22 protein-coding genes are annotated in these 26,495 nt (G+C 51.0%); 4 read left to right on the top strand and 18 right to left on the bottom strand.

All coding sequences use genetic code 11. The features are described 5' to 3' along the window. Window positions 1-16 precede the first annotated feature (16 nt). The 3 genes from NST43_RS13575 to NST43_RS13565 form a co-directional block, all read right to left on the bottom strand. Window positions 17-295 carry an NUDIX domain-containing protein gene (locus tag NST43_RS13575; RefSeq protein ID WP_339225415.1) on the bottom strand — a complete coding sequence of 93 codons (279 nt, stop codon included), beginning with the start codon at window positions 293-295 and terminating at the stop codon, window positions 17-19. Window positions 296-644: 349 nt separating this feature from the next. Next, window positions 645-824 (bottom strand): hypothetical protein, encoded by a 180-nt coding sequence (locus NST43_RS13570; RefSeq protein WP_339224887.1) that lies wholly within the window; start codon window positions 822-824, stop codon window positions 645-647. 137 nt (window positions 825-961) lie between these two features. Beyond that, window positions 962-1,681, bottom strand: a complete 720-nt coding sequence (locus NST43_RS13565; RefSeq protein ID WP_209990275.1) for a YebC/PmpR family DNA-binding transcriptional regulator — start codon at window positions 1,679-1,681, stop codon at window positions 962-964. 417 nt (window positions 1,682-2,098) lie between these two features. Here NST43_RS13565 and NST43_RS13560 point away from each other — a divergent pair, with 417 nt between their 5' ends. Together NST43_RS13560 and NST43_RS13555 are read left to right on the top strand one after the other, a co-directional pair. Beyond that, entirely contained in the window at window positions 2,099-2,314 is a 216-nt protein-coding gene (locus NST43_RS13560; RefSeq protein ID WP_339224886.1) for a hypothetical protein, read from the top strand. Window positions 2,315-2,394: 80 nt separating this feature from the next. After that, on the top strand, window positions 2,395-3,627 hold the full coding sequence (locus NST43_RS13555; protein ID WP_339224885.1) for a hypothetical protein: 1,233 nt from the start codon (window positions 2,395-2,397) through the stop codon (window positions 3,625-3,627). A gap of 14 nt (window positions 3,628-3,641) precedes the next feature. Here NST43_RS13555 and NST43_RS13550 read toward each other — a convergent pair whose 3' ends face one another. From NST43_RS13550 to NST43_RS13535, 4 genes are all read right to left on the bottom strand, one after another. Beyond that, a complete protein-coding gene (locus NST43_RS13550) occupies window positions 3,642-4,091 on the bottom strand; it encodes a GNAT family N-acetyltransferase (RefSeq protein WP_339224884.1) in 450 nt (149 codons plus the stop codon). A 416-nt stretch (window positions 4,092-4,507) separates the two neighbouring features. After that, a complete protein-coding gene (locus tag NST43_RS13545) occupies window positions 4,508-5,626 on the bottom strand; it encodes a 5-methyltetrahydropteroyltriglutamate--homocysteine S-methyltransferase (protein WP_339224883.1) in 1,119 nt (372 codons plus the stop codon). A 15-nt stretch (window positions 5,627-5,641) separates the two neighbouring features. Next, window positions 5,642-6,574, bottom strand: coding sequence for a LysR family transcriptional regulator (locus NST43_RS13540; protein ID WP_339224881.1), 933 nt, complete (start codon window positions 6,572-6,574; stop codon window positions 5,642-5,644). A 127-nt stretch (window positions 6,575-6,701) separates the two neighbouring features. Continuing rightward, a complete protein-coding gene (locus tag NST43_RS13535; protein ID WP_339224879.1) occupies window positions 6,702-7,841 on the bottom strand; it encodes a phosphodiester glycosidase family protein in 1,140 nt (379 codons plus the stop codon). A 174-nt stretch (window positions 7,842-8,015) separates the two neighbouring features. On the opposite strand from NST43_RS13535, the gene NST43_RS13530 reads away from it, so the two are divergent. Continuing rightward, window positions 8,016-8,834, top strand: coding sequence for a DUF4303 domain-containing protein (locus NST43_RS13530; protein ID WP_339224878.1), 819 nt, complete (start codon window positions 8,016-8,018; stop codon window positions 8,832-8,834). A gap of 146 nt (window positions 8,835-8,980) precedes the next feature. Here NST43_RS13530 and NST43_RS13525 read toward each other — a convergent pair whose 3' ends face one another. From NST43_RS13525 to NST43_RS13480, 10 genes are all read right to left on the bottom strand, one after another. Continuing rightward, the gene (locus NST43_RS13525) at window positions 8,981-9,490 is read right to left on the bottom strand and encodes a GNAT family N-acetyltransferase (RefSeq protein ID WP_339224877.1); all 510 of its coding nucleotides are present in this window, start codon (window positions 9,488-9,490) and stop codon (window positions 8,981-8,983) included. A gap of 150 nt (window positions 9,491-9,640) precedes the next feature. Then, complete coding sequence (locus tag NST43_RS13520; RefSeq protein WP_339224876.1) at window positions 9,641-11,131, bottom strand: TPM domain-containing protein; 1,491 nt, start codon at window positions 11,129-11,131, stop codon at window positions 9,641-9,643. Between the two features lie 129 nt (window positions 11,132-11,260). After that, window positions 11,261-12,094: an aldo/keto reductase gene (locus NST43_RS13515; RefSeq protein WP_339225414.1), complete on the bottom strand. Its 834-nt coding sequence runs from the start codon at window positions 12,092-12,094 to the stop codon at window positions 11,261-11,263. Between the two features lie 41 nt (window positions 12,095-12,135). Continuing rightward, window positions 12,136-16,647, bottom strand: a complete 4,512-nt coding sequence (locus NST43_RS13510) for a hypothetical protein (protein WP_339224875.1) — start codon at window positions 16,645-16,647, stop codon at window positions 12,136-12,138. Further along, window positions 16,634-17,392, bottom strand: coding sequence for a DUF6063 family protein (locus NST43_RS13505; protein WP_339224874.1), 759 nt, complete (start codon window positions 17,390-17,392; stop codon window positions 16,634-16,636). The genes NST43_RS13510 and NST43_RS13505 overlap by 14 nt, the downstream gene beginning before the upstream one ends. Window positions 17,393-17,404: 12 nt before the next feature. Beyond that, the gene (locus NST43_RS13500) at window positions 17,405-18,910 is read right to left on the bottom strand and encodes a hypothetical protein (RefSeq protein WP_339224873.1); all 1,506 of its coding nucleotides are present in this window, start codon (window positions 18,908-18,910) and stop codon (window positions 17,405-17,407) included. After that, window positions 18,907-19,797, bottom strand: a complete 891-nt coding sequence (locus NST43_RS13495; protein ID WP_339224872.1) for a hypothetical protein — start codon at window positions 19,795-19,797, stop codon at window positions 18,907-18,909. Before NST43_RS13495 ends, NST43_RS13500 begins: the two co-directional genes overlap by 4 nt. Before the next feature lie 359 nt (window positions 19,798-20,156). Continuing rightward, a complete protein-coding gene (locus NST43_RS13490; RefSeq protein WP_339224871.1) occupies window positions 20,157-20,753 on the bottom strand; it encodes a GNAT family protein in 597 nt (198 codons plus the stop codon). Window positions 20,754-20,813: 60 nt separating this feature from the next. Then, complete coding sequence (gene thrS, locus NST43_RS13485) at window positions 20,814-22,727, bottom strand: threonine--tRNA ligase (protein ID WP_339224870.1); 1,914 nt, start codon at window positions 22,725-22,727, stop codon at window positions 20,814-20,816. A gap of 485 nt (window positions 22,728-23,212) precedes the next feature. Next, complete coding sequence (locus tag NST43_RS13480) at window positions 23,213-23,932, bottom strand: HAD family hydrolase (RefSeq protein WP_339224869.1); 720 nt, start codon at window positions 23,930-23,932, stop codon at window positions 23,213-23,215. 81 nt (window positions 23,933-24,013) lie between these two features. Between NST43_RS13480 and NST43_RS13475 the strand changes: the two genes are divergently transcribed. Then, window positions 24,014-24,850, top strand: a complete 837-nt coding sequence (locus NST43_RS13475; RefSeq protein ID WP_339224868.1) for a hypothetical protein — start codon at window positions 24,014-24,016, stop codon at window positions 24,848-24,850. Here NST43_RS13475 and NST43_RS13470 read toward each other — a convergent pair. Further along, window positions 24,831-26,204 (bottom strand): glycoside hydrolase family 64 protein, encoded by a 1,374-nt coding sequence (locus tag NST43_RS13470; protein ID WP_339224867.1) that lies wholly within the window; start codon window positions 26,202-26,204, stop codon window positions 24,831-24,833. The genes NST43_RS13475 and NST43_RS13470 overlap by 20 nt on opposite strands. Window positions 26,205-26,495 lie beyond the last annotated feature (291 nt).

The raw sequence follows: 26,495 nt of genomic DNA, 5'->3' as shown, positions 1-26,495 counted from the left end.
TGAGCTTCAATAGCGGTTATTTCCAGCCATAAGAAGCGAACCAGACGCCGTCCCTGAACTTCTTCCAGGCTTCCAGAACAAAAGGAATTACATTATCCGGAATATCATCAACCGGGAACCAGCGCAGAACATCACATTTGTCCGGCTCCATGTTGCTAATCTGCCCGGTCCATTGCTCCGCCCTGAAGAAGAAATCGATCCGTTCGTCCCCGGAGGTATGCAGATGCATCGTACCAATCATGGTAAGATCTGCGGGAGCAATAACAGCGCCGCATTCTTCCCGGACCTCACGGATGGCGGCGGCATGAAGCGGCTCGCCGCCATCAAGCTTCCCGGCGGGCAGTCCATACTCCCGTCATGATGACCGGTATTCTTGCGTCTAAGCAGCAGAATCTCTCCGTTTCTGATCAGGAATACGTGTACAACGCACATTACACGAAAGGGTTCCAAGGCTTCTTCCTCCTTATTCTTATCGGGGATACTCGAACACTTGTTTGCAGCTGCATCCCGAATATATCATATTACAAATTAGTATATCATTAGAAGAAGGTTACACTGCTTCATAATGATCTAATGCAAATAAGCGGTGAGCTTACCTCACCGCCGTTTGCTTACTTCATGACTTGTCCGCCGTTACAATCACTTCACTTATACGTATTCTGCTCATTCTTCTTATAGGTTGTTCTATCGTCCCTCAGAGATTCCTTGCGGATGTCACTCTTCTTCTGTTCCATCTGCTGGGCTTCCTGACTGGTGACCGGCTCCTGATCAAGCTCCTTGACAGTATTGACCAGATTCTTGTCCGGCTGTGTGTACTCTTCCACTATATAGCCTCCTCCAGGTAGTATGCTGTTCACTTCGGGCTTATTGTGGCAAAGATCAGCAGATAATATACAACATATAGACAGTGAAAAGCGGGCAAGCCTGAAATCAGCTTGTCCGCTTAGTCATGCAGCGTATTCTATTCTCCCAAATCCACGTTGTGATAAACCTGCTGTACATCGTCCAAATCTTCAAGCGCGTCGATCAGCTTCTCGAATTGGGCTTGTGCATCTTCAGGAATTTCCACATCATTCTGAGGAAGCAGTGTCAGCTCAGCTACCGTGAATTCGGTAATCCCTGCGCTGCGGAAGGCTTCCTGCACTGCATGGAACTGGTCCGGTTCCGCGTATACGATTACCGCCTCATCCTCTTCCAGCACATCGCGGACATCCAGGTCTGCTTCGATTAGAAGCTCCATCACCTCATCCGCAGATTTACCTACCACCCCGATGACAGCCGTTGGATCGAACATATACGTAACCGATCCGCTGACGCCCATATTGCCGCCGTTCTTGCTGAAGGTAGAGCGAACCAGCGGAGCTGTACGGTTGACGTTGTTCGTCAGCGCATCGACTACAATCATCGAGCCGCTTGGACCGAAGCCCTCATAACGCAGCTCTACGTAATTCTCATCGCCGCTGCCTTTGGCTTTCTCCAGGGCACGGTCAATAATCGCCTTCGGCACATTGTAGGTCTTGGCACGCTCCAGAACCACTTTCAGCGCCCGGTTGGATTCCGGATCAGGCTCACCCTTCTTGGCAACCACATAGATTTCTACCCCGAACTTGGCGTAGACCTTACTTGTATTAGCATCCTTGGATGCTTTCTTTTCCTTAATATTATTCCATTTACGACCCATATCGTTACCGCTCGCTTTCCAACATTTGATGTTAAATAGTCCTGTACATTATACCTCTCTTCAATCGATCCCGTAAAGGGCCGTCCGGCGCTCCTTCACAAATCGAGTAAGGCCAGCGTGCGTCGAACATAATTACATTTATGAAAACATATAACATATATTGGCGTATTATGGGTTGAGGAGTATAGTAATATTTGTTAGCATTGGCATTTTCAAATCAAGAATATTGCAAAGTATTAAAAATGAACAGGAGATGATAAACGAGAAAATCCAGAGTGCGGAGAATGTTGCAGAAGAACTCGGGAATCAAGCTCGAGCAGCATCAGCAACTAGGATTTCAATACCAGGTACGTTTACTATCTATCAACAGTCACAAAATAATTACTGTTCAATAATTTATATTACGACGTCGTAACTATGAAAGCACCTTCGTCGGTGGGGATTTCAAATTCGACTGGAGCAAATTGGCATTATGCAACAACTGGTCACAATTTGGAGGTTAATGCAATTTATAACGACAAGTCCATTGTGCAATTTGCCGATCCACTTGGCGGAACACAATCTGGATGGCCATCTTTTTACGAAAAAACAGCAGCTATGGCTAGTTCTGTTTCTACTATGGTAGTTTGGTAAAATTCATTAATCGAGAGGTGTTGTTATACAAACACCTCTCGAATTCAAGTAAATAGCATTTACGAAAAGGAAGGGTTTGTTTGAAAAGAATAATAGGGTTAATTGGCTTGATTTTTATATTGATACTATGTAGTTGTGATGACGATGCCAAAAATCAAAAAACACAAGATTTAAAACAAACACTTAACCCCAATGCTTCAATTTCAAATGAAGCCATTTCAATTTATGACATTAACAACACAAAAATCGGAAAAATTGAACGTTATGGAGCGTTAGTGCTAACCGATGACAGTATAATCTACAATAAGATCCCAACGGGGTCAGTTGACTCGATATCCGAAATGGATTATTATCGTTACATTTTTAAAACAAAAGAAAATGTAAAACTAGGTACAGTTAATAATTGGTCATATGAAGCTAAGTATGATACAACCTTCATTGATAACTCTTTATACATGTTTGTCACAACTGGTGATATATCGGATATTACAAGCAGAACACTTCGTCTCTATAAAATAGACTTAAAGAGTAATACTATGACCGTAGTTTTTTCTGAATCAGGCGGATTTCCTTATAACAGCATGACCGCTGTGGATAAAAAATTATTAATGATTAGAGTGATCGCTGCTGGCGGTTCGGAGTTAGAAGAATATAATTTAGAAACGATGGAGAGAAAAATTCTTAAGAAATTTGACTTTGATGACAAAGCAAATACAGGTGAAGCCATCCGGCAAATCACATCTGACGAGAATACAATTTCATTACTACGTTTAAAAATAGACTCGGATGGTAAATCAGAGTTGTTTCTGGATGTATACGATCATGACATGAAATTCCAGAATAGCGTGGATGTGTCGACGATTTCACCCAATTCTACGGATGCGACTCAGAATGAATTGCGTCAAGGGGTATCTAATTTTGTTGTTGCCAACAATTATATCTACTATGCGAATTTTAGTATCACAAGATTTTTGGGAAAAATAAAAAATAAATCTCTGCGTCCTATTATAGAGGTTAATCCGGAATTTGAAATGTCTTCAGAATCTGCAAAAAGTGAACTCTCAGGTTTATTTTATCAATCGTTTGGCAAAAAAAACGACTTATATCTATTAAGTTACTCAGACGGCACGATGAGAAAAACTACGTTTAATGCTGATGACAAAAGGTATTATATGATTAATATTTCGAGATATAATGACAAGCTCCTAATCACAATGAGATATAAAGACCCCAACACCGGAGAGGAGCTCGAACCTAAATTGTATTATATAAACATGTCAAATTTGAAATTTTCCGCAGCAACAGTGAGATAGAAGTTAATACCCTATTATTGATTAAGCTCCAAACAACGCACAACCTCACCGTCACATAACTCTTCACTGACCTTTTGGAATTCAAGCGACTCATACAGCGATCCGGCAATCTGATTGTCAGGTCTATGTCCGATCATTAATCGGGTACACCCTTCATTTCGCATATGCTCGATTAACTGTCCCATTGCTTGTCTGGCATAACCCTTTCCCTGATGATGCTCATCAATCATTAGGGCGGGTATCCAGCAGTTACCGTCTTCATCGGGAGTTGTGCAAAAGACAATAAATCCTACCACCGCAGCTCCTGAATAGATGGCCCGCAGTTCATACTCTTGTACAAATTTCGATTCTGCAATCCAATTCACCACCGGCGCAGGAAAAATACTTTCCTGTTCTTGCTTCACCTTTAACTGCGTACAATCATACCAGTTCTCGACCGATACAGGTCGTAGTTCAATAACCATGATATTCCCTCCAGACATATAAATCCGCTTCCAACATTATACTGTAGATGCAATCCCTGTGATGGGTACACAATGGTTTAAAAAGAAGACTACAGCTTCTAGAATTACAAGCACACAGAACACACCCGCCCTCCGCAGCAAACAAATGGAATAATGTATCTTAAATCCCCTGTTTCTAGTAGTTTCAGGTATACAAGTGGAAAAACAGTAACTACTGCATCGGGATAGGCCGCTACGGCATAATATGCGAGAAATTAAGTGTCATTTATCCAACTGCTGCCCCAACAAAGTCTGTTCCTTCATCAGCAAGTGGATGAAATCCACCTATTATCCGGCCGCTGCTTAGAGCCATACAAAAAGGAGGATCGCCGCCCCCGGCAATCCTCCCCACTCAATTCATCCCAACTAATCCAACACTACACCCAAACCTCATTCGCCGTCTCAATCACCAGCCGCAGCTTATCCCACTGCTCTTCTTCCGTCAAAATATTGCCTTCCTCCGAAGAGGCGAAGCCGCATTGTGTGCTTAGGCATAGCTTGTTGATGTCTACATACTGTGCAGCTTCTTCGATACGCGCGATGAGCTGCTCCTTGCTCTCCAGGCCACCATGCTTGGTTGTCACCAGTCCCAGTACAACGAATTGGTCCCGGATGAAGCGCAGCGGTTCGAAGTCGCCGGAGCGTTCATTGTCGTATTCGAGGAAGAACGCGTCCACGTTCGTATTCGAGAAAAGCTCCTCGGCGACCGGCCCGTACCCGCCGGCGGCGAACCAGGTGGAGCGGAGATTGCCCCGGCATACATGCAGGGCAATGGTCATGTCCGCCGGGCGGCCGGCAATGCTCTCATTAATCAGCCGGACGTAATCCTTCGCAAGCTGATCCGGGTCAACGCCCCTGCTGCGCAGATGAGCACGATGTCTGCCGCTGCACAGCGTCCCCCAGGTGGTATCGTCCAGCTGCAGATAACGGCAACCGGCATCATAGAAGGCCTGAATCGCCGTCCGGTACACCTGAATGATATCTCCGTACAGCGTTTCGGTATCGGAATAAACATCGTTTCCGTTATACTCCTGCACGAAATGGAACAAAGAGGGTGCAGGAATCGTCATTTTGGCCAGCGTCTCTCCGGCCATTTGCTGCAAGGTGCGGAATTCCTCGATCATAGGATGGTTTCCGAAGGCGATTTTACCGGTAATTCTAAAGCTCTCAGCGCGGTTCAGCTGTTCTTTGGTAGCGCCGGGAGTACCGCCAAGAGTGATCTTGCCTGTCCCCTCGATCCCGAGGAAGAAGTCCAGATGCCACCAGGAGCGGCGGAATTCGCCGTCTGTGACAGCCTTCAGCCCAAGGGCCTTCTCCTGCTCCAGCAGCTTCAGAATCTCCGCATTCTCAATTTCCTGCAGTTGTCCCGCAGTTAGTTCACCTTTTACATGCAGGCTGCGCGCATTCTTAATCGCATCTGTACGCAGGAAGCTCCCGACAATGTCGTAGCGGAAGGGCGGTGCGTTTCTAGTCGATCCGATAACTGGACTGCTCATACGTCCCTCCTGCTCTTATAGTAAGAAAGATTCAAGCTCGAAAACATTACCCGACACCAGATCATTCAGAATATCAATATATGTAGACATAATCTCACTCGGTTTGCGGTCCTTGTGGGCAATCCAGCCGACTGAGAACACTTCCTTGCTGTCAAAAGGAATCGTGATCAGCCCCGCATCATCCAGCTCAGAGGCCATAATCCCGGTCCCTACGGTATACGAATCGCTTCCGAGCAGCAAATGAGTCAGCGTGGCCCGGTCGGTCACCTTAATATTCTTCTCAATCTGCGTGAAGCTAAGCATCTCCTCCGAGAAATGCAGCGAATTGTTATCCCCCTGCTCAAAAGTAATGTAAGGATACGGATGAATATCCTCCGCCGTGATCCACTCTTTTGCAGCCAATACATGCCCTGCCCGCACATAGACATGCGGATTCGTATTGAACAGCGGGGTGAACTTCAGGTTCCCGTCACTGAACAGCTTGTTCATGATCTTATAGTTGCTCTCATTGATATACAGAATCCCAATGTCGCTGCGCAGGGTACGCACATCCTCGATGATCTCATAGGTCTGCTTCTCTCTCAGGCTGAAATTGTATTCCTGCACCTTGCTCTCCTTCATCAGCTTCACAAAAGCATCCGTAACAAACGCATAATGCTGTGTAGATACCGAGAAATAGATCGGGCTGCGCTTCTTGCCGGTATAGCGGTTCTCCATGAATTCGGTCTGCTCAATAATCTGCCGGGCGTAGCCCAGGAATTCCATGCCTTCCGCAGAGATACTGATCCCCCGGTTATTCCGTTCAAAAATCGTGATGCCAAGCTCGCTCTCCAGCTCCTTGATAGCATTCGAGAGGCTGGGCTGCGACACAAATAACCGTTTGGCCGCTTCATTCATAGAACCGCTGTTCGCAATCTCAATCGCGTAGCGGAGCTGCTGCAAAGTCAAACCTTTTCCCCCTCCGATCAAGGACTTCACCTGGCAGGTTCAGCAAAATAAGAATTTACTTGTTATCCTAGCACACCTGCCGCGTCTGATCTACTATAGATTATTGAAGCAGGCGGCCTAGCGGATGTTACTGGCTGCGCTTCTTGCCTGCGTCGATCTTGGACGGGTCCAGCCCTTCCCAGATATTCTTGATCTTCGCGTTCTCGGGGTCATCGAATACCAGGAATGCTGTTGGCAAGTAACGCTCCCCATACTGCGAAGAGGGCTTGTTGACAATCTCATTGTCCTTCACCAGCACCGTCGAAGATCCCCCGTCCAGATTGGCCGCGATGACCGCTCCATGCTTCAGCATAATCTGCTGCACATCATACAGGTTCGCTCCGATGCTGTAGCCCGGCTGCCGTCCGTCAATCACTACGAAGATGAGCGCACCGTCTGCCCGTTGGCCCATTGCTGTTCTTGGCGCGATGCCCCAGCCTTCGGCGGCATTCTTAATCTGGCCTTTACCGTTCACAATAATCCGTGGCTGAAAAGAAACCGCCTCCTGCACCCCCATCTTGCTGAGCTGATCCAGAGTGTAGTTACCGGCGACCATTTTGCCTTCCTTATCGATGCCGACAATCTGAGTGGATTTCTTGCCGCCCAGTCCATTGTAGAACAGCTTCCCTTGCGAGATCACCAGCCCGATCGGCTTGAAGCCATTGCCCTTCCAGTTCGGGTCGGCGAAGCCGCCGCCGTTGACCCCGGCGATAGCCCCCGTCCGTGCCACCATGCTGGATACCTTTTCTCCGGAGCCGATTTTGCCCGGTACACCCAGGCGTACCTTCTTGGGGTCGTTCACAATCATGACATAGCCGCTATAGCCGCTGCCCGTGACTTCTTCAATCTGGACGAGCGGTGTATGCTCAGCTTCCTTTACAGGCTCAGGCTTGATCTCATGGGTATCAACCTCGTCGCCCATCTCCTCGAAGCGCTTGGTATAATCACTGACGCGGTGCTTCAGTTCCTCTTCGCCGATAATATATTTGGCCCAGTGCCGGTGTTGAGTTGTAATCAGCGTATCTGCGATCAGGAAGCGTGTATTCTTGGCCGACGGTGCGAAATAGAGCCAGCCTCCGGCTGCTATAACTAGAATGAAACAGACCATGAACACCCTGAAGAGTGTACGGAAAAAACCCCTTTTCTTGCGCTTCGGCGCTGGCTTCTTCTTCTTGCGGACAGTAGAACGTTGTGGTAAAGAGCTCACTTCTGAAATCCTCCCTAACATACTGATAATGGTTAAGTCTATAAACTCACAACTTCCATGATAGACGAAATCTCTGATTTAAAAGTTTCAGTTTGTTTAACTCTGTCCAGAAACTGTAAACTAGTAAAGTTGCTTCTAATTTATGGTAGAGTGAAGTTATATTCTAAGCATAAGGATACAAAGGAAAAGAGGAGCTTGAATGCAGTAGCTCAGGGCGGACTATATCAGGATTTAGAGTGGTTGCAGCACGTGAAAAGAGTTTGTTCCTCATGTTCGCCGCTTGAGTTATCTTTGAATGCTCCGATAAGTATAGGAGATTCTGTCATAGGTTTAGGCGTTCGTTCGCAGCATTTATCAGAGTTACATAGTAGACTTGTAAGGGCCGTTTCACCTTCACCAGAGCTTATCGCCCGTTATTTTGAGCTGGACAGCTACCTTCCTCACCTAACCTTAGGACAAACCGGCTGGGGTATGAACGGCTCTGAATTAATAGAGATGCAAGCACTCGCACGAACAGAATTAACACCATTTCGTAATATAAGGAGGGTTATAATGAACGATTTTCTAACTGAATTTGAACAACGGATTCGCGAGGGCTTTGTGGCTGACCTTGAAGCTATTTTAGAGGAAGTAGCACATGAGAAGGTATATGTCTGTGCAGTCGGGACGGATAGCGACTTTGTCACTCTGTTCCTTGCTGTCAATACAGAGCAATCACTTGCCAGACATATTGCCGATATGACAAGTGAAGGCTTATGTGATGATGCTGAAACAGAGCTTTATTACAAATGGGGAATTTCCGAATTTCAATATGGAGAGCATTCGCATTTCAATCATATCAGCCGTTTTTTATATGCAGAGGATAATGTATACCAATATAAAGATGAAATGGTCAAAATCATTGCCAAGGTTGTTAATGAAACCAAGGACGATTTATTCACAAAATATAATCAAACCAAAGAGGACATTACCTTCTTTGTATCCATGACCGACGATGAGTTGCTGAGGAATTAGAGTATGAATCGGTGGCGCTTATGACAAATCCTCAATGGGTTCCTGATTTTTTGGCACGCTATGATGCTGAAATCTAAAGAAACCTAATAGCGGCAGCCCGGACATTAATATCCCTGACTACCGCTATTGTAATGGTAATTCGTGCTCTACCTTGATTTTGTCAAGTATAGCGTAAGCTCATCATCCACCCGAACCTGGCTTCCAGGAACAGCGGGCAGGTTGTCATACATGAGTCCCCGGCCATCCGGAATGTAGCCGCGTTTGGTGTACAGCCGTTGTGCAGTACCGTAGCTGGCATACAGTCCAAACCCAATTCCAATCGTATCGAATGTAGCGAACACTTCTGCTTCGAGGGCTTCCATCAGCACATTCCCTATGCCGCGTTTTCGTAAGGTAGAGATCACATCGAGATTCTGAATCTCTGGAATATGATTTTCTGCAAAATAAGGATAGTTTGAGGTATACACGATATGTCCCCAGCCTGCAAACTCATCCTCACGAAAGGCTACGAGCGTAAGCCGCTTCTCCCCTTCGTTTTCCTTCCAACACTGTTCAATATACTCTACGGGTTTGCTGACATCATGCGGGGCCAGCCCTTCATGTATCCATGTAATGTCCTCGGACTTCATCCGGCGGACCCTTATAGAAGTACTCATAAAGTCAATCATTCCTTTCCAGTTGCACTGTGCTTTTGAAAAAAAGCCGCGCATCTCTGCACGGCTTCCCCCACTTGTCCATTCTGTGCGTGTTGCACTTCAGCATGTGGACGAACAACGCCTAACCCTTAACGGGTTAGAGTGCCAGGCTCACCCGTGTCTGCCCACACCGCCACCACTGCTTGCACTGCCGCCGCCCCCGGAGTTGCTATCATCGTCGTCATCGTTGGAGGAATACCGGCCGGCTCCGCCGCCGCCTGAGGACCCGCCACCGCCATGATTTCTGTCATCGTCATCATCGTCGTCACGCGAGGAATACCGCCCCGCTCCCCCTCCGCTCGAAGAACCGCCGCCCCCGGAGTTACTGCCCCAGAAGCTGCTGGAGCTGGATGAGCTGCTCCCCGAGGAGGAGTGATGGTGCGGCCGCCGGTATCTTCTTCTCTGGCTGTAGCCATAACCAGGCTGGCCGGTCCAGACGCCGTAGCGCCGGATATTGCGCGGGTTATGCGGATTTATCCGTGTCCCGTAACGGGCAACATAACGGTTGCGCGAAGCAGCCACGAGACTGATTAGTGCGACAAGAACCAGGAAAATCCCGAGAATCATCATCCCCTTCGATCTGGAGACAGGCACCAGCTCCACTGGTTCCTTCGCTGTCACAGGTGCTTTGCTGACGGTGGAGGCTGCTGCGGATGCGGAGCTGCCTGCGGCTTTTCCCGAAGCAGCATCTGCCCGCGCCAGGAAGAAGCTGTAGAAGGCATTCGCTGTCCCCGTTGCGCCGCCTGCGTAATCTTTTGCCGCAAATTTCGGCTCCAGCACCGTATTCAGAATCCCGCTGATCCGGTCATTCGTCAGCACTCTGTCGATCGACTTGCCCTGTAGCACATGATAGTTATCCCCGCCGATATCGAGCACCAGCATCACATCCCTGGGTCCGGCTGCAACACCGGCGAACTTCGCATAGGTGTAATCCTGCAGGCTTTTGTCGCCAGTATTCTTAACAGTTACAACATAGATTCCGCTCCCGGTGGTAGCCGCGTAACGGTTGCTAGACTGGTTCAGATAATCCTTGGTGACTTGTGGGAGGACGCCCGCATTGTCCGAGACATAGCTTCGGGTGCCTAGTGTTTCCGAGTAGCTTCCGCCGAGCTTCTGAATGAAGGAGCCATAGGTTTTATTAGCACCGGCGCTATACTTCTTGGCAGCAAAGTCCGGCTCCAGCGATGCCGAGAGAATCTTCGAGATTACACCACTGTTCAGCTCAGTCTCCAGTCCTTTGCCGGGAACGGCCCAGTAATCATCGTCCTTAATGGAGAGCAGCAGCAGCAGTCCATTGTTCTTATCCGCCGAGCCGACTCCCCATGAATTGAACAGCGAGGTCGCATATTTCTCCATAGAGACGCCGTTCGTCGAATTCACGGTGACCAGCACCACCTGGGCTCCAGTCTTCTGATGCAGCTTCACCCCGTAATTGACCATATAATTCTCGGTCTTCTCATCAATTACGCCTGCAAAGTCATTCACATAGAATGATTCTGAATGTTTCGGAACAGCAGCCTCCGCCCGCCCGGGTGCCAGCGGCAGCAGAAGCACAATCATCAGGATGGCGGTAAGTGCTGCTTGTATACTTTTACGATTCATAATTACCCCTCCGGCTTCTCAAATCTCTTCTATTACTATATCGGTTACGCACAGGATGGACTAATAGTTCCATCTCTCTTATGTGTATGTCCGAATCTAGCAAATATTCGAAAGAGACCGCCGGGCCCTTTACTCGTTATTGAACCGGTCCGGGTGAGAGCCGAAGCGCTGATCGCGGTTCAAGCCGTTGATCCGGCTGATCTCCTCTTCAGACAGCTCGAAGTCAAAAATATCGGCATTCGCAATAATCCGCTCCTCTTTGACCGACTTCGGAATCGTCACGATTCCGTTCTGCAGATCCCAGCGCAGGATGACCTGCGGCAGTGTTTTGTTGTGTCGGGCTGCAATATCAGCCAGTACCTCATTATCCAGCAGATGCCCTTGGGCCAGCGGGGCCCAAGCTTCAATCTGAATGCCCTGCGCCTTGCAATATTCGCGGAGCTCAAGCTGGTTAAGCAGCGGATGCAGCTCCACCTGGTTGACCATCGGCTTCACGGTAGCGTCAGCCAGCAGATCCTCCAGATGATTGATCTGGAAGTTGGATACTCCGATGGCGCGGACTTTACCGTCTGCATACAGCTTCTCAATGGCGCGCCAGGTGTCTTTGTATTTGGCCCGGATCGGCCAGTGTACCAGGTAGAGATCGGCATAATCCAGTCCCAGCTTGCTTAAGCTCTGGTCAAATGCGGCCAGTGTAGAATCATAGCCCTGCTCTGTATTCCATACCTTGGTGGTGATGAACAGCTCCTCACGCGCAACTCCCGATTCACGGATAGCCTGTCCGACCCCTTCTTCATTTCCATATACGGATGCGGTATCAATACTTCTATAACCGGCCTTGATGGCTGCTTTGACCGAATCAATAACCTCCTGGCCCTCTTGTACCTTGAAGACGCCCAGCCCGAACCATGGCATTTCTACACCGTTAGCTAATTTCGTTGCCGATTTAAGATTCATCATGATCATACTACCACCTGTCTATTGGATTTGTTTTGTTAGCTTATCTAGAATAATGAAGCAGGGATCAGCTTGCGCCCGCCTTTGATCAGAGTCGAATCCAGGGCATCCCCTTTATCTCCGCCAAAATACAGCTGCCAATACACGCCGAAGCGGATGCTGACATCATTCTTGACCAGCTCCGGCGGCGTGACGATCAGCCACTGGAACTTCAGCGCCTTCGAGATCTCGAAGACCGGATCAAGCACGTTATTCGAGACCATCTCACCGAACGGGTTATCGTACAGGAAGACCGTCCAGCCTTTATTTTCCCGGTTAACACGCTTGTGGGTCATAATCATCATCGCCACCAGCAGCTGAACAGACTGGCGCTGTCCGCCGCTGCCTACCGCCTCATCCAGCGCGCCGCGGTTGATGACCTCCCAATCGGAATAATGATAGTCCTCGGGAGCGGCATACAGGAAGTAATTCTCCGTCACCGGCTTATACACCTGCAACACCGGGAAGCGGTTCTGCAACGCCGCGTACACCATGCGTCCATCGTTAATCAGCTCTCTGACGGCTGAAGCCGGAACCTGCTCCATCTTCGGGAACCGCTCCAGCAGGCTGCTGATGCAGCGGTTGAAATATTCGCTGACCAGCGGTTCGATGTCATCGGTCGTTCGTGGAACATTAATATTCTTGTAATTCAGCTTAACCAGCGGGAAGGCATGGCCGTTCTCATTGTGAATGATCATCCGGCGTTCCATTCGCTTCAGAATATCAACGATTTGCACCACACGCTTGGCTGCCCGGCCTACCCACAGCTTGCGGGACAGCTCCATATCCTCTTTATCGCTGCGGATGCTCTCCATCTGATCACGCGAGCTCTGAAGCATGGAATCCAGTACCTGCAAGGCGATAGCGAAATCATCCCAGTGAACATTGTTCAGGCGTTCCTGAATCTTGGTCTCAAGATCTGCATTCCAGCCGGACTTGGCCACCTTGCCGCTTAGCTCAGTCTTCTCTTCCTTCACCTTGCGGGAGATATCTGCCCGCTGGCTGCGGCTCTCCTTGCTGCGCTGCAGCCAATCCTCCACCAGCGTCTCGCAGCTCTCCCGTACACTCAGCTGCAATTCTTCCGGCACCTCCCGGAGCGGCACACGGTTCTCGACATGGGTATCCATGATCCGGCTCTGATTGCCCAGAATGAGCAGCCATTGATCCATGGCAGCCAGCGCCTGCTTACTGGTATTCAGCAGATGCTCATTCTCCCGGACCCGCAGACTGATCTCTTCCTCCTTCTGTTCCAGCGGCTCATGCCACAGCTCTACCGTCCGTTCGTGCTTCTCCTTGATCGCCTTCTCGGACTTGCCCAGCTCTTTGCGCAGGCTGTCAAGCTCGGTCTGGCAGCGGATGAAGGAATCACGGAGCTGTTGGTAGTCCTCGTCCAGAATCATCGTGTCGCTCTTCTGGCGGACTCTGGCGGACTGAATCATATCCGGTGACTCCTGCGGCTCGGGGGCAGACGGCCATCTAGCATCTACCTGCTGCACAGCAGCCTCCAGCTCGCCCAGTTGTTCTCTGGCTGCTTTGATCTGGGCTGTTCTTGTGCGGATCTCCAGCTCATTCTGGCTTAGCGACTGTTGAAGACTCTCAACCGTACTGAGCAACTGCAACAGCTTGTCCTGTACCGTCTCATTTAGCACTTCATCAGCAGCAGCTTCATCTGCCTTAGCATCAGCACCCTGAACCTTCGCACCCGCAGATTCACCGGGGAACTCTATATCCGGGAACCAGTTCTGCAGCCGCGGGAATACGGAATAACGGGCATCCCCGATCCATTTCTCGCGCTGTAAGGCCAGGCTGTCCATCTCCGCCTTCAGCCGGGTGAGTTGCTGATCCTTAACTGCAATCTCTTTGCTCAAATTATTCTTCTGCTCCACAGACTTTTGCTTGTCTGTATAGTTCAGCTCGTGCTTCCGGCTCCGCTCACTCCACTCCCGCAGAGCCGCCGCCCGGGTCTCCTGCTCGGACTTATCCGCTTCACAGGCCGACAGGTCTCTGGAAAATCCAGCCAGAACCTCATCATAGCGTGCCTGTTCTGCGTTCATTTCATTCAGCTGGCTGCGAAGCTCCTGCAGCAGGGTCTCCGCACTCTTCTGTCTGCTCCGCAGACTTACGGTATGCTCGCCCTGATGCAGACGTTCATATTCCTGCCGGGCGTATCTCAGCTTGGCGAGATATGCTTCCTCCGCCTGAAGCTCCTCCTCCTGCTCGCGGAGTCTGGAGGCCATCCCCCGCTTCCACTCCTGAAAATGATCCGGCTGCAATATCATCTGCGGCCCTTGATGCGCCAGCAGCAGGAAGGCGTCTCTACCGCCCTCCGCCATCTCCTCGCGCACGAAGATCGGAACCGGAGCCTTAAGCAGAAGCTCTTTAAGCAGCTCCGGCTGCAGCTTAGCCGCTTCACGCTTCGTGACAATCAGGCCGTAAGGAAGCAGCGGATGGCGTTCCAGCTCCTCCTCGCGGACCAGATAAGGCTGATCGTTCAGATACATGGTGCCGGTCATGGAACTAATCTTGAGGGCATCCAGCCTATCCTTCACCGTTACAATATCATGGTTAGGCAGCCAGTAGGCTTCCTGCTGCAGCTCAACATCCAGCAGCTGCTGATAATAATCCCGCCGCAGCCGCTTCGTCTGCTGCTCGGTATCCTCCAGCCTGCGGATGAACCGCTCCTGGATTAGAGGCTTCGCTTCGAATAGAGCTGTCGCGCCTAAGCGCTGATGCTCCTCGTACATCTCCAGCAGCACTACGAGCTGTGACCAGAGCTGTGATTCCTTGTTCATCTGCGCTTCGATTCGCCCGGTCAGCTCCTCTGCCTGAGCTTCGGCCCCCAGCAGCTTCTCAGCCAGCCGGGTATACTGCGTATGCAGGAGCAGCTTCTGGTCTTCAGCGGTCTTGCGCTGTTCGTTCAAGGCATCAATCTGCTCAGCCAGTCCTCTGACCGCAATCAGCGTACGCTGAAGGGCGGCTGCCGGTGAGTGGGCGGCTTCCTGCCCGTGGCGGGAAGCGAACTCGCCCAGATCCTCTGTATACTGACGGATCATGGCTGTTAATTCCCGCAGCTTCCCATCCAGCCTACCCAGATCCACCAGGAACTCTTCCCTGCCTGTACGCAGGATCTGCTCTTCCGCTGCATGGGACTGCTGCTGTCCGCTGTAGAAGAGGCTTTTCGCCTGCCATAGCCGGTATACCTGCTCCCACTGTACCCGCAGCTCCTGCTTGGCACCTTGAATTACCTCTTGGCGTTCCTTCATCGCAAGCGACCCTTCGATGGCTTCTATCTCCTTCTGCCACTGCTCCATCTGACGGAGCTGTAGCTTGCGCCGGGCCAGATAATGGGCGACCTCCAGCGACTTCTCTCTCTGCTTCGATTCTTCCAGACGCTGCTTGGCCCGTGTCTGATTGTCCGAGACGGCTCTGAAGTGCTCCTGCTTGCCGTCATGCTCTTCCTTCAGCCGCAGATAATTCAGATTATCGCTCTCGAATCTGAGCGTCTTCGCTTCCAGATAATGTCCGGCCTGCTCTTCCGCCTTTCTGCGGCGCTTGTCTTCCGCCTGCTTCAGTTCATCATGAATAACGGTATAGAGCTGTGCTCCTAGCCGCTCGGTCTCCCGGAAGCTGAGGTCCGCCTCCGTTCCGAGTTTCACCGCTTCATACAAAGGAGCCGCAAGAGAGGTGAACTCGGCAAAAGCCCGCTCACGCTGCTCCAGCATCGGCAGCCGCTGTGCAACCGTAGCGGTATCCACGAACATCCGCTGAAGCAAGCCTTCATCCTCGCCCAGGCTTCCCCCCATACTGGAACCGATCTCCGGGATAATCAGCCGCTCGAAGAGATTATGATTGGTGAAGGCATCATTTTTCTGGAAATAGCCCTTGATGCCGCCCTCTTCACCGTTGATTCTGCGCATATTACGCCATTCTTCGATATGGATATCATGGTCAGCCAGGTAGGCATAGTATTTCTTCAGATCGGAGCTGCTGCTGCCGTAGACGTTAATCTCACCCCGCCGCTCCCGTACAAACTGCTGAATCGCTTCGAAGCTCGCGGGACTGTTCAGCTCATGATCATATAAGGGCAGGGTGGAGAGTGTAAGCTCAGCCGTCTCCTCATATTTCAGCAGCGCGTACAGCAGATAATCCACTTTGATCTCAAGCTGGTCCATGGAGTGCTGGGCAGTCATTGCGATCCCGGTGGTGATATACTCCGTCCGTTCCTTATCGTCGAGCCGCCATTCGATGGCTACATGGAAGGTGTAGGGCTTCAGCTGTTTTTTGTGATTATGAAAAAAAGCCTCGACCTGGTTCTCATTATTCTTGCCCCAGGCGGCTCTAGGCATCAGCAATTGGAAAATCGATTGCAGCAGAACACCCTTCCCCCCGCCGTTCATCAGCGTAATCAGGGTATTGGCCGGGCCTTCTTCATTACACATATCGAGGATCATATCCTCATATTTCTTCAGCATCTTCTCGTATTTGAGTCCGGCGATGCGGATTCGCTCAATGCGCGGCATGGGCTTCACCCTCCTGTCCGCTGAGTGTGCGGCCAACCAGAGCCTTCAGCTCTTTGTACCGGTCCACATCGTGGTAGAGATAACGCATCCGCTCGTACAGCTCTTCCCGGGGGAATATCCGCTTCTCATTCTCGGAGATGAACACCAGATGCTCTTCCTCCAGCAGCTTCATGCCTTCATGGATCAGACCGATCCGTGAACCGGCTCCCCGGCTGAGCGAATCGCCTTCCTCCTGGCTCTTGGTCTGCATGTAGAGGCTGGTCCACACCTTGTGCATCGCCTGGATATCCAGGCGCCACTGCTTGCTAAAGCTGCCGTCCTCATCCATCCCAACCCAGGTCTGGAACAGCTCGGATACCTGATCCGACAACTGAATATAGGACATGCTGTCCTGTCCCGGCTTGAAGTGCTGCTCATCCTGATCCATCTCCGCCAGGAAGACAAGAATAATAACGTTAATGATATGCAGATGTGTCTTGCGCTCAATCCGTGAATATTTATTGCGCAGCTGAGTGAAGTTACTGGCGAATCCGGAGCCGATCGGACTCACGAGCAGGTGCAGGCGGTGACCGGAATTCATAATCCGGCAGCCGGCTTCTTTGGCTACATATTGCAGGGCATCATAAGCAGCTGTATCCTGCAGACATTCGGCGGCAGCGGGATCATCCAGCGGAATCACCTTGCGGCGAAGCAGGTCGAAGAACAGCCGCGATGCCTGCTGAACTTGCTCTAAGGAATAACTCATATCCGTATCATCTCACTTCTCTACTATATTAATGGTATAAGGGCTGATCTCAAGGCCGGGCAAGCGGATACTCTCCTGTTGGCCCGGACGGATAGTTGTACGCAGCAGCTTGCCACGCAGCGTCTCAAGCTCAGGATGTTCGGCCATCAGCCGCTGAAGCAGCTTCTGGCATTCGTCCGCCACGCCGTGGCCCTCTGCATCCTGCGCCTCAACAGTAATTACGGTATGGAAAAATTGCACCCACAAATCCACGGCATTCGGGCAATCCGCCCAGCGCCGCTGTTCCTGCTCCGTGAACGCCTCCGCAGTGAAGGTGAAGCTGCCTTGCGCAGCCACTCCGGCTATGACGGGCAGCCACAGCTCGCATACCTCAGTCCAGGGAATGCCTTTGGGCATATAATGGATGTCCTCATCTTCCCCGGGTTCATCCGGCGCCTCCGGCGTATCCTCCGGCAGGAAACCGACCTCCTGCTCTTCCCAGGCCCAAGCCAGCGGATAGATGAAATCCTGACTGGGCGAGAACAGCCCGCTGATCAGGCCCTCCAGGCTATCCCCATCCCGCAGCCCTTCCGGCTTCACCCATTCCTCCCACACATGGGTGCGGAAGTTGAAGCCCGCTGCTCCCCAGAATAATTCCGGGAAGTTCAGCCGCAGATTCGTCTCCGCTTCGAAGATGCTCAGCACGACCTCGGCCAGCTCATCATGCACCCGCCGGGACAGCTCCACCCGCTCGGAGAGCTGACGCAGCTCATTGAAATCAATGACATCCTTCTCATCATTGGCCAGCCGGGCCAGCGAACGGTGTATATTATCGAATTGCTTGCGTTCCTCGTCAAATTGCTGGTGGATCTCCTCCAGACGCTCATGCCGCTGGGTGCCGTATTCGCTGAAGATATGCTTCGGATTACGGCGCAGCGCATTGCGATACTCCTGCTGCTGCTGGGTCATTTTGCGCACGCGTGAGATCAGCTCGTTCACATCCTGCATCGCCCGGGTAACCCGTCCATGCTTGATATGCATCTGAATCTCCAGCAGCTTGATGCTGACCTGGAACTCGTCGATAATCTCGTGGCTCATGAAGATCAGCTCCATCGCATACTCGGAGAGCCGGTAAATAGTAGTCCCGTTCTCCTCCCAGCTGATACGCGTAGCATCCTCGTCCACGGTGAAATACTTGTATTTCTGGACCCCGATCTGCCGGGTGTGGTCATCATAATAATGGGCCTCGAAATCCCCGCCGCTGCCGCTCCACAGCAGTCCGTCTACCAGCCGTTCGACCGATTCCGGGCTGCCCAGCTTCGCTATGCCGAAGCGCTCAAGCGAGCTCCAGGCCAGATCCACCAGATCCTCCCTGGCACGCTGTTCATTCGATTCCAGCTCCAGATAATAGACCTGCAGCAGCACACTAAGCGCAATCATTTCCTTATACGGCTGTAGCTCACCCAGATTCATGCCTGCGCCCAGACTCCATAAGGGGTTCAGCCGCTTATTTCGTTCTCCGAAATCATTCCAGTTCATCCTCTTGCCAACCTCGCCATCACTTCATAATTTAAGACTTCCTGCGGAATCCTCTTGTTCTCAGTAAGCAGGGTATTCATACACAACAGTAGTCCCGGAATAGCAGAGAACTCCTGACGCACCTGCTCCAGATGAGGCAGAGGACAGTCAGTTTGTTCTTTCACATAATCGTACGACCGAGTGGCGTTGCTGAGCAAGGAACGATACACCGGCAATGCCAGCTTCAAGTTCAGCTCGGGATAGCTGAGCTTCAGATTGCCGTAGATTTCCCAGCCTTTCTTGTCCATATCTCCCACATAGAGCAGCTGCGCTTCACACAGATCGATCCCCCGTTCCTCCAGATAAGACAGACTACTGACGATCTTCCAGCCTTCGCCGTAGATCAGCATGTCCGGCTGCAAGCCGCATACTGTCGTACCTTTCACCATTAATCTTTTGGCAGATTGATAGAAAGAATGGTTCTCTGAAATAAGGATACAAAGTATAGGTCTATCCGGCACCATATATGCCTCGAAATCTTCACGTACAATCTCGGCACGGAGCAGTTCTAAGTTCATGCCCAGTCTGGACAGAAATTGTTTCCCCTCCGATTCTGCCAAATATTTCTCCTGATCAAAAAGCTCCAGCGAGCGCTCTTCCCGAGTAATCGTCTCCCTGTTCTCTGCTGTTCGCAAAAATTCATATATCCGTTCTATGTACTTCCACGTGTCCACCGTCTGGGCTTCAGGATGATTCCGGTAGTAATCCAGATTCAGCCCTTTCGCGCCGATGACCCGCATCATGGCCGTCTCGCTCCATCTAGCCGGAGAGGAAGGAGGTGCAGCCAGCCAATAGGCTTCTTCCAGATGAGTAGAACTATACTTTGTCTTCTTTATAATAGGGGTCAAATATCCCTCTGTTAATAGTCCTTCAATTCCTCTGACAAACGCTGAGAGTCCACCTTCTTGATAATAGTCTGTATTATAAGCAAAAGATTTCGTAACTGCTTCTTCCAGCTTCTTAATCCTGATTATGCTTCTGGCTGTGTGAGAATTTCTAAACTTGCCTTCTAACACTTGCTTAATACGCTCTTTCATCCCATCACCCTCACAACATAACATAAACCCAAATCCGCACCGCAGGGTGAAGGAAAATGGGAATGTATGTTTCTATTCTCATGTCATTCTATTATATCAATCTTTCATAGATATGGCTATTTGCAAAATAAATAGAGGAGCCCGCGCAGGGACCCCTCTATGTTAAAGCGCTATTTGTATTTCTCATTCACTAGATATTGCAGATTCTTCTTCACCGCAGGCCATTCCTCATCAATAATACTGTACAGCATATTGTCCATAACTGTACCGTCAGCGGTGATCCGATGCTTGCGCAGGACGCCCTCCAAGGCCGCTCCAATCCGCTCAATGGCACGCTGCGAGCGCAGATTGTCACTGACAATGGAGAAGTCCACCCGGATCAGCCCCAGCACCTCGAAGGCATATTTCAGCAAAAGCAGCTTCGACTCCGTATTCACCGCAGTTCTCCAATATTCCGGTGAGATCCAGGTGCAGCCGATCTCTGCATTACGATGCCTACGGTCCAGATGCATCAACCGCGTAGTCCCTACGATCCGGCCGGATGTCTGCTCCACCATCACATAAGGAATATCCTCGCCTGCCGCCTGATTCGCCAGAGCCGCATCCACCAGTTGTCCTGCCTCTTCCTCTGAGCTGATCCGCCTCCAGGTGTACTCCCAGATCCGCGGATGGTGCAGCAACTTCATAAGCTCAGGCTTATGCTCCTCCGTCAAAGGCACAAGCCGGATTACGTTGCCTGCAAGCTGGCCTGCTTCTATTGCTGTCAACTGACTTCCCCCTATATCTTTTTACCTATTATACTTTTCACCTATTATATATGAAGCGATTTATTCCCAGCCGTCAATCTTAGCTGTCAGTTGCTGAATGAACTCCTGGGCGTTCAGTGTGAATAATGTGTTATCCGCACGGCTTCGTACCGAGATTGTTCCGTCATTCTGCTCCTGATCTCCCAGCACCAGCATATAAGGGATTTTCTCCAGCTGAGCTTCACGGATTCTGTAGCCCAGCTTCTCATTCCGGGAATCTACCTCCACCCGTAGTCCGGCTGTCGCCAGCTGTCTTCTGACCTGCTCGGCATACTCGTCATGAACCACAGAGACTGGCAGCAGCTTGACCTGCACCGGAGACAGCCACAGCGGGAACGCTCCGCTATAGTGCTCTGTAAGAATACCCATGAACCGGTCAATGGAGCCGAACACCGCACGATGGATGACAACCGGACGATGCTTGTTGTTATCTTCGCCAATGTAAGTCAGGTCGAACTTCTCGGGCATCTGGAAATCCAGTTGAATTGTACCGCATTGCCAGCTCCGCTTCAGGGCATCGAGGACATGGAAATCTATCTTCGGTCCGTAAAAAGCACCATCTCCCGCATTCACCCGGTATTCGATTCCATTCTTCTTCAGCACCCGTTCAAGCGACTCCTCCGCCTGATCCCAGAGCTCTTCGGACCCCATATAATCCTCCGGGCGTGTAGACAGCTCGACCTTGTACTCGAATCCGAAGATGGAATAGAACTGATCGATCAACTCCAGCACCCGTGTAATCTCAGACTCAATCTGCTCCGGCAGCACGAACAAATGGGCATCATCCTGGCAAAAAGTACGGACCCGCATCATCCCGTTCAACGCGCCGGAGGATTCATGGCGGTGAACCTGGCCGTATTCCGCAATGCGGATCGGCAGATCCCGGTAGGAACGGCGGCTGTTCTTGTAGATCAGCATGTGTCCCGGACAGTTCATCGGCTTCAGTGCAAAATCTGTCTCATCCACCTTCGTGAAATACATCTCATCCTTGTAATGATCCCAATGTCCGGATTGCTCCCACAGACGGCGGTTCATCATCAGTGGTGAGCGGACCTCTTCATACCCGTCGGCACGCTGCAGCTTGCGGGAGAAATCCTCCAGCGCTGTGCGGATCAGCATCCCTTTGGCCAGGTAGAACGGCATGCCCGGCGCTTCCTCGGAGAACATGAACAATTCCAGCTCCTTACCCAGCTTGCGGTGATCCCGTTTCTTCGCTTCCTCCAGCAGGTGCAGATGCTCCTCAAGTAGGGCTGTGCTCAGGAAAGCCGTGCCGTATATCCGCTGAAGCACCTGATTGTCAGCATCTCCGCGCCAGTAGGCACCTGCTACACTTAGCAGCTTGAACGCCTTAATCCGGCCAGTGGAGGGCAGATGCGGCCCCCGGCACAGGTCCGTGAATTCACCTTGCTCATACAGGCTAATTACTGCGTCCTCCGGCAGATCCCGGATCAGCTCCAGCTTCAGCGGCTCTTCCAGCTGTTCAAAGAACTGCACCGCTTCCTCCCGGCTCACCACCCGGCGCCAGATCGGCAGGTTCTCCTTGATGATCTTCCCCATCTCCCGCTCAATCGCAGCAAGATCCTCGCTGGACAGGGGCTGGGCAATATCTATATCGTAATAGAAGCCGTCCTCGATCACTGGACCAATGCCCAGCTTCACGTTCCGTTCTCCATAGATCCGTTTGATCGCCTGGGCCATCACATGGGCTGTGCTGTGTCTGTGAATCATCAGCCCGTCGCTGCTGTCCGCTAACACGATCTCCACGAGGCTGTCCCCTTCAACCGGACAATCAAGGTCAACGAGTCTGCCATCGATTTTGCCGGCTACTGCATTCTTTCTCAGACTTACGCTAATCGACTCCGCAATCTGCGCAATTGTGGTGTTACGCGAATACCTCCTAATTGCTCCATCCGGCAGCTGCACTTGAATCTCCATGATTATGGCCTCCATTTCTTGAGTTTATATTAGTATATTTGAACACAAAAAAACGCATCTCATCCCGGAAAGGGACGAGTGCGTCTTAAGCTCGTGGTTCCACCCTAATTCGATTATACGTCACTTCACCCCCGGCTGTTCGGCGGAAACGTGATCAGTACAATCCTCATGGCATCCGTTAACGGGGATGGGGCGGTGACATTTACAGCCTCGCTAACAGCAGGAGGGTTCAGTATCACGGCTATAGAGGGGTAACATCCGGCTGGTCTCTGTAAGAAGCTCGCACCTTGCACTTCTCTCTCTGGTCAGTCCTCACGGGATATCCTGTCTCTAGTCATTGCCTTAGGTTTAGTGTTGCTGGTTACATAATACGCGCGGCCTTCGTCAAAAGTCAATACCGCGCAGAAAAAAACTTGAAATCCGCTTCCCGTTTGACCGCTTAGTTCTTTAAACTTTTAGTCCCTTAATCCCGCAACCCATGGGCCTTACTCATTGAGCTCATTCCGCTGCAACCGCAGAATAATATCCCCCACTTCTTCCACTGTATGCGCAATATAATCCGCTCCGGCCGCCGATAATTCCTCCCCGGAACCATAGCCGAACAACACGCCCACTGAAGCTACACCGCAGGCTTTTGCCCCGATAATGTCATGCTCCCGGTCCCCGATCATCAGCGACTGCGAAGCAAGAAGATTATTCTCCTCCAGCACATGCTGAATGACCTCACGCTTCTTCGAGCGTGTCCCGTCCAGATTGCTGCCTGCCGCATACTTGAAGAACCCGTCCAGCTCATAATGCCGGAGGATCTGCTCAGCGAATACAATAGGCTTGGAGGTCGCCACATACAGCTCGAACCCCTTGGCTCTCAAGCTCTGCAGCAGCTCTGGAATGCCTGGAATGACATGATTCTCGAACATCCCCAGCGTCCGGTAACGCTCCCGGTAGAACTCCACCGCCTGTGCCGCTGCCTCCGCCGTGAAGCCCTGAATTTCGATAAAAGAATCATATAGCGGCGGGCCTATGTACGGAATCAGCAGGTCAGGATGCTCCACCTCGATGCTGAATTGGTTAAGCGCATACTCCACGCTTTTGGTAATGCCTTCCTTGGGATCGGTCAGTGTGCCGTCCAGATCAAATAAGATGTGCTTCAAGCTGTCCTTCATCTCTCCCTGATGCTCCCCTCTTGTGCAATTGCTATCTATCATACCTTTCTTCCTGTTTATTTTCCATCCTCAGGATGCTATAATTCAGGGCAATTCAAGGATCAGGAGCTGGCGGCTTTCATTATGGAGAATGCGGCAATGGGCGCAGGAGACTTTACAGGCCGCTTGCTGTGGAGCAAAGCCGGGGCGTATGTATGTGTTCTTTTCTCACGTGATGGGGGTCTAATCTGGTCTGTAGATAGGCTGGATGAAGAAAATCTGCGGATTTCGCTGTTTCATAGTGGGGACGGAACGTTGGCACATTCACTAGACTTGGAAGATCCCTTCGGTGACAGTGCCCTGCGGCTGATGGATATCCCCGGGTCGGATGCTGTAACGCTGGAGCTTGCGGCCGGTCAGGATGGTATATCCGTGTATGAATTGTTTATTCAGCAGGACGGGTTATGCAGCCGGGAGATGTTCCCGCAGGGATGTTATCTCTCACCCGCTTGGCATCCTGACGGCAGCCAGCTGTTCACCTTGGAGAATGATGCGCAGGTGTATGCCTGTTTCTCCTATCCAGCCTTGGAGCTGCTAGAGGAACAGGGCCTGAACGATGGGGACTACGATGATGAGTATGAGGAAGAAGACCATTATCCGGGGTATGGCATGCTCTATCTTCAGAACGGTCAAGTCCTCACGCAAAATACGAATGAGCGGTTCTTTTTGTTTGATCCTGAAACGATGGCACGAATCGGTGAATGGGCTTTTGCCGGATATGAGCCTGTGCCTGCGAGTGTGGTTTTCCCTTCGCTGGATGATGATCCTTCCCTGTATTCCCAGCTTCAATCGTGTGAGAGAGTCGGCAGCCTGCTTATATTCAGGACCGGCTCTCTACACGATATCACTCATTTGCTGATGATTGAGGAAGCTGCACTGCAGGAAGGCATCGGCTCCATGCTTACCAGGCCACGCGGATAATCAAGCCTTTGGGATCGCCGACTTCGAGATAGGCGGCCTGTCCGTTGACATCATCATACGGGAAGCCGTAGGCTAAGCCGCTGATGCTGTGGTCATGCCAGAATTTCGCATAAAAGTTGGCGGGAGCCGCATTGTAATAGTTCGCTACGTTGTTCCAGTTACTAGTGGTGTAGACATGGCGGTTGATCGCAGCGGAAGTAGCGGCATCAATTAGCGAACCGTCATTGCGCAGAATATCCTGGGTGCTATAGCTGGAATATCCTGCGAAGTAATTCGCGTTGGCCCCTCCGGCTCTAAACGATCCATGGACCGGAGCGATAATACGGTAAGGTGCCTGATCGGTTGCCAGTGATTTGAAGGCAGACGGGACTTCATTCTGGTATTTGGTGAAAATGCCGGCCCGTGTCTCCGATTCCAGCTCGCCTACCGTCTTGTCATAGCCGCCAGACAAGCCTACCAGCCGGTGCTGGATCGGGAAGCCGAAGGCATCTACGCGTGTCGTATTGCCGTGATAGCCTGTAGCATCTACGGTGAATTCGACGAAGTCGAAATAGAGATTACGGTTAGGATCGGTCGGGTTATCAATATCCGGCCCGGCAAAGCCGTCATCATAAGTCTTGATGTACAGCGGTGTGCCGACACTGAGGAACATGCGGCCGGAGGTGATTTTGGGCAGCGTTACCCAGGAAGCCTGATTAATTGTGTGATAGATGTTGGCATAGTTAACCCCGTTCTTGGTCAGACGGCCGGAGGCATTATTAAGCGCATTGGAGATGGGTACCAGATTGCCGCTGAGATCCAGATAACTCCATTTGCCATTGACCGGATTGATGCCGATCACACCCCAGTATATCTGGTTGTCGGGATAGGCTCCGCCCGTTCCGTTCATGACCTTGACGGATACGGCCCCACTCGGCGGGGTTGGAATCGAGGAGGCGGCAATGGAATAGATCGAGCCGGAAGAACCGGAAGGCGGAGTTGTCGGCCCGGTTGTCGGTGCGGTTCCTGCCGTGTAGTTGAACCAGCCGGTGTCATAAGCCGGAGTTCCGTTGTTGTAGGTGAAGAAGTAAGAGAGTACTGTGCCGCTGGCGATTCCTGTAACCACCTGCTCATAACGTGCTTTGCTGTTGTTATACGTTGAGCGGAAATTACTTTGAGTCCCGGAATTCACCTTGTAATGGACATCCACCCAACTGGTATTTACTGTGGATTTGAACCAGATCGTCGCTGTAGTGCCCGACAGTTCAACCCCCTGGGTATAATCGGCGGCGGCAGCCTTGGAGCCAAACATGGGCAGGCAGGAGAGCAGAAGCACGAACACAAGCATGGACATACGCCATTTTTTGGGCATCATCATATTCCTCCTGAATTATAGTGGTACTGCTGTAATCATTACCTTGAACCACAGGAAGCTAACGGCCGTTCAGTATTCAGTAGCTGCCTCTCTGAGACCTTCCCTCCTTTCCTCCGGGTAAGAGCCAGAATTGCCTATTAATGTATGCGTTTACAACTATCATTATAGTAGCGCTTTTCTCCATTTAGTAGGCATGGAATTTCGGATTCAGGTTCCCATATTTTGGTTTTATGCTGCGAAAATAACAAAAAGCCCATAATCCCCAGACATCAGGTGGTTATAGGCTTTTCT

This window comes from Paenibacillus sp. FSL H8-0332 (assembly GCF_037963835.1).
Classification (GTDB): Bacteria; Bacillota; Bacilli; order Paenibacillales; family Paenibacillaceae; genus Paenibacillus_AQ; species Paenibacillus_AQ rhizoplanae.
Note: the sequence above shows the minus strand (reverse complement) of the source record. Positions and strands in the feature narration are given on the sequence as shown.